Source organism: Bacillus sp. SD075, from assembly GCF_017355165.1.
In the GTDB taxonomy this organism is placed as follows: domain Bacteria; phylum Bacillota; class Bacilli; order Bacillales; family DSM-1321; genus Peribacillus.
Genome location: NZ_JADILK010000035.1, coordinates 41,802 through 48,502, shown reverse-complemented (window position 1 = coordinate 48,502; position 6,701 = coordinate 41,802). Strand labels below are relative to the sequence as shown.

Sequence of the window (6,701 nt, the reverse complement as noted above, 5' to 3'; positions counted from 1 at the left end):
ATGTAGACACACTCGATTTTCATCGAGTTTGTCTACAGTCTGAGCTGACATCAAAAATGATGTCAGCTTTTTTTTTGGAAAATATCAAGTATTTGAAGAAGTGCTGTAAATGTAGTGAAGAAAAGCAAAGGCAACAAAAAGTTAAGCCAAAGAGAAGACATTAGAGGATGGAGCAGTATGCCAAAGAAAATGGAGAACAGAAAAAGGTCGAGAATGATAAACACTCTTAAACTGTATATATCAAGGACTTCTTCAGCAAGTTCACGACGCTCATTCAAGATGGCTTTTTTATTATTGGTTTCCATGCGATCACCTTACACCTTTTACGATTATATACTGTTGATATATGAAAAGAGCGGATCAATGGTTCTTCTCCTAAATGAATGTGCAACCCAAATTACCAAAAAAACATAGAGTTTTTGCACTAGAATGATATGTTATACTAATATAATAGTGTAAAAGATTTAGAGATTTTAAATTACATATATTTTCTTAACAATAAAGAGGAATTAAGAAAGGGGAGAAGAGGGTGAAAAGGAAGAAATGGTTATCCATACTTGCATTATTTGTCTTCTTACTCTCAATGCTCTCCTATTCATTAGCGAAGGGTGAAGGGGTAAAATGGCGGAATTTACCCAAAGATAACCTTTTAAGACAAGCTGAACTTTTTAAGGGAAATAAAGAATTGCAAAGAATATTTTTATTTCCAGAAGAGGAGTATGATGAAAGGGAAGCACTTAAAATTGCTGGAACCATTAATAAACTACCTCATTCCCTTTTGGTGAAAACTGCTGAAAGTGGTGTGAGGATCAAACTATTCGATGGTGATTTAACAGAAAATCAATCAGCGGCCAAATTAAAGGGGAAAACTCCACGTGGTTATTTGAATAAGGAAACAACTTGGGATGATGTGCCTGGTATGGGCGGATCACATACGGTATTGGTGAAAATCGGAGCAAGTGACAAGGGCAAGGGGCATGGCTCAGTTAATTTGGAACTACATGAACTGGGGCATTCCATTGATGTTATAGTGTTTGATGGAATCCGTGATGACATGGATTATTTGAAGATTTGGGGGAAGGAAGTGGATGGGCTGTTTCCTGGACAGACGTATTTTACCAATTACCCTGAGGAATACTTTGCAGAAACGTTTGCCATGTTTTATGTGAACAATGAACAAAGTCAATTGCTTAGACAAAAAGCTCCCGAGACTTATAATTTTATTAAACAATTAGATTAAACATTGGGCAATAATACGTTAAAATAAGGAGAATGAAAGTAGAAAAGGTGGTTTATCATGAAGCAATATTTAGATTTATGTAAGCATGTACTCGAAAATGGATCGCAAAAAGGTGATCGTACGGGAACAGGAACGATCAGTACCTTCGGATATCAAATGAGATTCAATTTAAAAGATGGATTCCCTGTACTTACAACGAAAAAGGTTAGTTTAAAAGCGATTATCCATGAACTATTATGGTTTTTGAAGGGTGATACAAACGTTGGCTACCTTAAGGAAAACAGCGTGCGCATTTGGAATGAATGGGCTGACGAAAAGGGGGAATTGGGTCCGATTTATGGTCATCAATGGCGTTCATGGGGAACTGCCGATGGAAGGCAAATCGACCAAATCAGTGAATTGATCGAACAAATCAAAACGAATCCAAATTCAAGAAGATTGATAGTCAGTGCTTGGAATGTTGGGGAACTGGATGAAATGGCCCTGCCGCCTTGCCATGCTTTCTTTCAATTCTATGTCACTGATGGCAAACTTTCATGCCAGCTATACCAACGTTCAGCGGACGTCTTCCTAGGTGTTCCTTTTAATATAGCTTCTTATGCACTCTTAACGATGATGATTGCACAGGTGTGTGATTTGGAAGTTGGGGAATTTGTACATACTTTCGGGGATGTCCACATCTATTCTAACCACCTTGAACAAGTGGAACTGCAATTGACTCGTGATCCGAAACCATTGCCAATCATGAAAATCAATCCAGAGGTGAAGGATATCTTTGATTTTAGCTTCGATGACTTCGTTCTGGAAAATTACGAAGCCCATCCCCATATAAAAGGTGAGGTGAGCATATGATATCGTTGATAGTGGCTATGGATTCAAATCGTGTGATAGGTAAAAACAATGGACTGCCATGGCATTTACCGGCAGATTTGCAGTATTTTAAACAAGTGACGATGGGGCATCCGATCGTCATGGGCCGAAAAACATTTGAATCGATCGGCAGGGTCCTGCCTGGCCGTGAAAATGTCATCGTTACCCGCAATCAGGATTTTAAAGTGGAAGGCTGCATAGTTTTACATGAGATTGCCCAAATCAAAACGTTTGCAGATAATCATGAAGAGGAGGTCTTCGTGATCGGCGGAGCCGAAATCTTCAGGGGAATCCTTCCTTTTACCGACCGTCTGTATATAACGGAAATTCATGAAACCTTTGAAGGTGATACTTTCTTTCCCGTAATTGATGAAAATGAATGGGATAAAATCTCCTCAAACCCGGGCAGCATAAATGAAAAAAATCAATATGCGCATGATTTTATTATTCTACAAAAAAAATAAAGTACTAATCCGATTATGGGGAAATGACCATAATCGGATTTTTTTGGTATGGAACAAACAAAAGAAAGAATTTTTAGAAAAATCAATTACATTAATAACAGTAAAGTGCTATAATGATTGAATTCATTAGGAAGGAAAAGAGGGATTGTTATGAATCAGACTGCATCTAAGAATAGGGGGATTCAATTGGAAGATATTCTAATTGCCTATAGAGAACTGAAAGAAATCGTTTTACATACTCCTTTACAAAAAAATCAGAGGCTTTCTGAAAAATATGATTGTAATGTTTATTTAAAACGCGAGGATCTACAACACGTACGTTCCTTTAAATTAAGAGGGGCTTACTATAAAATGAAAAGCCTGACCGAGGAAGAGACGAAGAATGGAATCGTTTGTGCAAGTGCAGGAAACCATGCACAGGGAGTTGCTTTTTCCTGCAGCCAATTGGGTATTCACGGGAAGATTTACATGCCTGCTACAACTCCAAGGCAAAAAGTCGATCAAGTTCAGCTATTCGGAAGGGATAATGTGGAAATCATCCTTATCGGGGATACATTCGATGATGCATTTGCCATGGCGATGGAATGCTGTGAAAAAGAAGAGCGTTCCTTTATCCATCCATTTGACGATGAAAAGGTAATCGCCGGGCAGGGTACAACTGCTGTAGAAATCCTGAATGATTGTGAAGATGGAATCGACTATGTATTTGCCGCTATGGGCGGGGGCGGTTTAATGGCCGGAGTATCGAGCTATTTCAAATCGGTTTCCCCAAAAACGAAATGCATTGGAGTGGAGCCGCAAGGTGCTGCTTCGATGGAATACTCCTTCAAGGCAGGAAAAGTTTCTGAACTTGAAAACATAGATACCTTCGTTGATGGAGCAGCTGTCAAGTGTGTGGGACAGTTGACATATCAGCTTTGTAAGGAAAACCTGGAAGAAATCGTTGTTGTACCTTCAGGCCAAATCTGTACGACGATTCTCGATTTATATAATCAGCATGCGATTGTCGCTGAACCGGCAGGGGCTATATCTGTAGCCGCGCTAGATTTATACAAAGAACAAATCAAAGGCAAGACGGTTGTTTGCATGGTCAGCGGAGGGAATAACGACATTGGCCGTATGCAGGAAATTAAGGAGAAATCCTTATTATATGAAGGGCTGCTTTATTATTTTATCGTGAATTTTCCACAACGTGCTGGAGCTTTAAGGGAATTCCTTGATGAGGTGTTAGGGCCGAATGACGATATAAGCCGTTTTGAATATACGAAGAAAAATAATAAAGAAAGCGGTCCGGCCCTGGTTGGTATTGAACTAAAAGTTAAAAGGGATTATGAAGGGCTCATTCAAAGGATGAGCAAGAAAGGCTTCTCATTCGTGGAGGTCAATAAAGACAGTAATTTATTTCACTTATTGATTTAATCATGGACAAAATGTTAAATTAGGATAGAATAATACCTATGTTTTTACATTTTATTTTGCCGGACCAGTCGTATATGGGCATACTGTCGATTTGTTACCATTCTATGACGAATTGCCAGTTCCCTTTCAATTGGTTGGAAATGGTATTATAATCGGAGTAGGTCTAATTACAACACCAAAGGGGATGTATCCATGTCGAATATTGGAGTACCTGGTCTAATTCTCATCTTAATATTGGCTTTAATTATCTTTGGTCCGAAGAAACTCCCAGAAATTGGACGGGCTTTTGGACAAACGCTTCGTGAGTTTAAAAAGTCCACGAGTGATTTAACAAAAGGTGATTATGAAGAAGATAAGAAGCTACAACAAAAAAATCATGAATGATTGAATGCTGGGCGTAAGATGGAATCGTCTTGCGCCTTTTTGCTGGAACAAAGATACTGATTTTCAGATGAAGGCGTGATCAACTTTGGAGGATAAAGAATTAAATATCATCGATCATCTCGATGAATTGAGAAAACGGCTCATCATAACGGCTGTTGCTTTTGTCATCTTTTTTGTCGCCAGTTTTATTTATGTGGAGGAGATCTATAATTGGTTCGTGAAAGATCTCGATTTTGACCTGATGGTATTGGGGCCGAGTGATATTATCTGGATTTATTTTATGCTTTCAGGTGTCGTAGCCATTGCGGCAACGATACCGGTAATTGCTCTGCAAATCTGGTTATTCGTTAAACCCGCTTTGATGCCAAATGAAGTAAGGGCGACCCTTGCCTATATTCCAGCACTTTTCCTGCTTTTTATCGGAGGGCTTTCTTTCGGTTATTTTGTCATCTTCCCGACCATTCTGCAATTTTTGATTGAATTGGGCGATGGGATGTTCATAACTAGTTTTACAGCGGATAAGTACTTTTCATTCGTATTTAATATGACGATACCTTTTGCTGTTTTATTCGAGCTTCCAGTCGTTACCATGTTTTTGACCTCACTTGGCATAATTAATCCTTATGTGCTGCAAAAGTTAAGGAAGTATGCATACTTTGTACTGGTTGTCATAGCGATATCGATTACGCCGCCTGACTTTATGTCAGACTTTATGGTGATGATTCCACTGCTGTTATTATACGAAATCAGTATTTCTTTATCTAAAGTCGTCTATAAACGAAGGGTGAAACGTGAAAGCCTGCGGGAAGGCACCTATGAGGAAGGTTTATGAAAAGAAACCCATAATGGCATTTTGCCCTTATGGGTCTTTTTTAAATGAAAGTCAACCTGATTTATCTGTTTTTTTACACATTTGAATATTTATACTTTTGGATTTATTGTGTATAATATAAGCAATCGGTTAAAAATGAGGATTGATATTTTGATGTTCAAATGCTTGGAATTCAAAGATTGTTTTGGACATAAGGTCACAATTTCAGAAATACCTGTCTTACTGCCTAGTGATCCGAATTTTTTTATGTTGACCGTGCGTTTGGAGATATTTGTTAAGAAGGTTTTTGCCAATAAAGATCATAAAGAAAATTACTCATTTAAGCATTATTTAGCTTCTGTACTCAAATGGCCCGTTTATAACAAGCTTTTTTTTGGAAGTTTACTCAATAATGCTTAATGCGGACTGTTCCATAGCTAACTTCTCCGTTAAAAGAGATAACAAATGCCATGAAGTTACGAATAAATCGGCATGTGTTCAGGTTAGCTTATGGAACGGTCTTTTTTTGTGTAATCATTTCAATAGGGAAGTATCACATCAAGAAAACCTTTGGTTTGAATGCGTGCCTTGAATAGGTATAATACAATAGATATGTTAATTTAGGGATGTGTAATGATGAATAAAGTTAAGATAGTAACAGACTCGACAGTAGATATGACACCAGAGGAACTGGAATTTTATGAAATAACAATGGTCCCTTTATCGATTTTTATAGATGGGGAGACTTTTTTGGATAAAGTTGAAATCGAACAAGAAGAATTCCTGAAAAGGATGAACCAGTCAAAAGAATTGCCAAAAAGCTCACAACCAGCCGTTGGTACCTTTGTGGAGGTATATGATGAACTCGGAAAGGACGGCAGCGAGATTATTTCCATACATATGACAGGCGGCATGAGCGGCACAGTTCGCTCAGCGGAAAGCGCAGCTAGCATGTCTGAAGCGAATGTCACTGTTCTTGATTCGAAATTCATTTCGAAAGCGATGTCATTCCAGGTGATTGAGGCAGCGAAAATGGCGAAGGAAGGGAAATCCGTAGCGGAGATAATTGATCGACTGGAACATATTAAAAAGCAGTCAAGTTTAATCATTGTCATAGAAACACTTGATAACCTCGTTAAGGGTGGAAGGATTGGCAAAGTTTCTGCTTTTATCGGTTCATTGCTGCACATAAAGCCGATTGCACTTCTGGACGATGGTGTACTGAATCCTGTATCTAAAGCTAGGAGCCAGTCACAGGTCGTGAAGTTCATCATCAAGAAATTCAAGGAAGACACTCAAGGCAAAAAAATTAGAGGCATTGGATTTGTACATGCGAATGGTCTTGAAATAGCGGATAAGGTCCGTCAGGCCATTGCGGACTTAACGGGATATCAAGACATAAAGATAGAAGCAACAACCGCCGTTGTCAGTACCCATACGGGTGAAGGCGCCATGGCAATCATGTACTATTGGGACTGATATGGATAAACCATTATAAACTGCGTAACACAGA

9 protein-coding genes are annotated in these 6,701 nt (G+C 38.7%); 8 read left to right on the top strand and 1 reads right to left on the bottom strand.

Translation table 11 applies throughout. The features are described from left to right. Positions 1-62: 62 nt before the first annotated feature. Entirely contained in the window at positions 63-305 is a 243-nt protein-coding gene (locus tag IOC57_RS19205; protein ID WP_207440199.1) for a hypothetical protein, read from the bottom strand. 224 nt (positions 306-529) lie between these two features. Between IOC57_RS19205 and IOC57_RS19200 the strand changes: the two genes are divergently transcribed. From IOC57_RS19200 to IOC57_RS19165, 8 genes are all read left to right on the top strand, one after another. Further along, on the top strand, positions 530-1,240 hold the full coding sequence (locus tag IOC57_RS19200) for an anthrax toxin lethal factor-related metalloendopeptidase (protein ID WP_207440198.1): 711 nt from the start codon (positions 530-532) through the stop codon (positions 1,238-1,240). A 57-nt stretch (positions 1,241-1,297) separates the two neighbouring features. Beyond that, positions 1,298-2,092: a thymidylate synthase gene (locus IOC57_RS19195; RefSeq protein WP_207440197.1), complete on the top strand. Its 795-nt coding sequence runs from the start codon at positions 1,298-1,300 to the stop codon at positions 2,090-2,092. Next, a complete protein-coding gene (locus IOC57_RS19190) occupies positions 2,089-2,574 on the top strand; it encodes a dihydrofolate reductase (protein ID WP_207440196.1) in 486 nt (161 codons plus the stop codon). Before IOC57_RS19195 ends, IOC57_RS19190 begins: the two co-directional genes overlap by 4 nt. Before the next feature lie 150 nt (positions 2,575-2,724). Next, positions 2,725-3,993, top strand: a complete 1,269-nt coding sequence (gene ilvA / locus IOC57_RS19185; protein ID WP_207440195.1) for a threonine ammonia-lyase IlvA — start codon at positions 2,725-2,727, stop codon at positions 3,991-3,993. A gap of 192 nt (positions 3,994-4,185) precedes the next feature. Beyond that, positions 4,186-4,377 (top strand): twin-arginine translocase TatA/TatE family subunit, encoded by a 192-nt coding sequence (tatA, locus tag IOC57_RS19180; protein WP_034307557.1) that lies wholly within the window; start codon positions 4,186-4,188, stop codon positions 4,375-4,377. A gap of 85 nt (positions 4,378-4,462) precedes the next feature. Continuing rightward, entirely contained in the window at positions 4,463-5,209 is a 747-nt protein-coding gene (gene tatC, locus IOC57_RS19175; RefSeq protein WP_207440194.1) for a twin-arginine translocase subunit TatC, read from the top strand. Positions 5,210-5,344: 135 nt separating this feature from the next. Further along, positions 5,345-5,608 carry a DUF2535 family protein gene (locus IOC57_RS19170; RefSeq protein ID WP_306668291.1) on the top strand — a complete coding sequence of 88 codons (264 nt, stop codon included), beginning with the start codon at positions 5,345-5,347 and terminating at the stop codon, positions 5,606-5,608. Between the two features lie 216 nt (positions 5,609-5,824). Continuing rightward, positions 5,825-6,667: a DegV family protein gene (locus IOC57_RS19165; protein ID WP_207440193.1), complete on the top strand. Its 843-nt coding sequence runs from the start codon at positions 5,825-5,827 to the stop codon at positions 6,665-6,667. Positions 6,668-6,701: the final 34 nt, after the last annotated feature.

Excerpts from the sequence above, each read along its gene's own strand:
- IOC57_RS19170 (WP_306668291.1), top strand. The coding sequence starts at position 5,345 with ATGAGGATTGATATTTTGATGTTCAAATGCTTGGAATTCAAAGATTGT.
- IOC57_RS19195 (WP_207440197.1), top strand. The coding sequence starts at position 1,298 with ATGAAGCAATATTTAGATTTATGTAAGCATGTACTCGAAAATGGATCG.
- tatA (WP_034307557.1), top strand. The coding sequence starts at position 4,186 with ATGTCGAATATTGGAGTACCTGGTCTAATTCTCATCTTAATATTGGCT.
- IOC57_RS19165 (WP_207440193.1), top strand. The coding sequence starts at position 5,825 with ATGAATAAAGTTAAGATAGTAACAGACTCGACAGTAGATATGACACCA.
- ilvA (WP_207440195.1), top strand. The coding sequence starts at position 2,725 with ATGAATCAGACTGCATCTAAGAATAGGGGGATTCAATTGGAAGATATT.
- IOC57_RS19190 (WP_207440196.1), top strand. The coding sequence starts at position 2,089 with ATGATATCGTTGATAGTGGCTATGGATTCAAATCGTGTGATAGGTAAA.
- IOC57_RS19205 (WP_207440199.1), bottom strand. The coding sequence starts at position 305 with ATGGAAACCAATAATAAAAAAGCCATCTTGAATGAGCGTCGTGAACTT.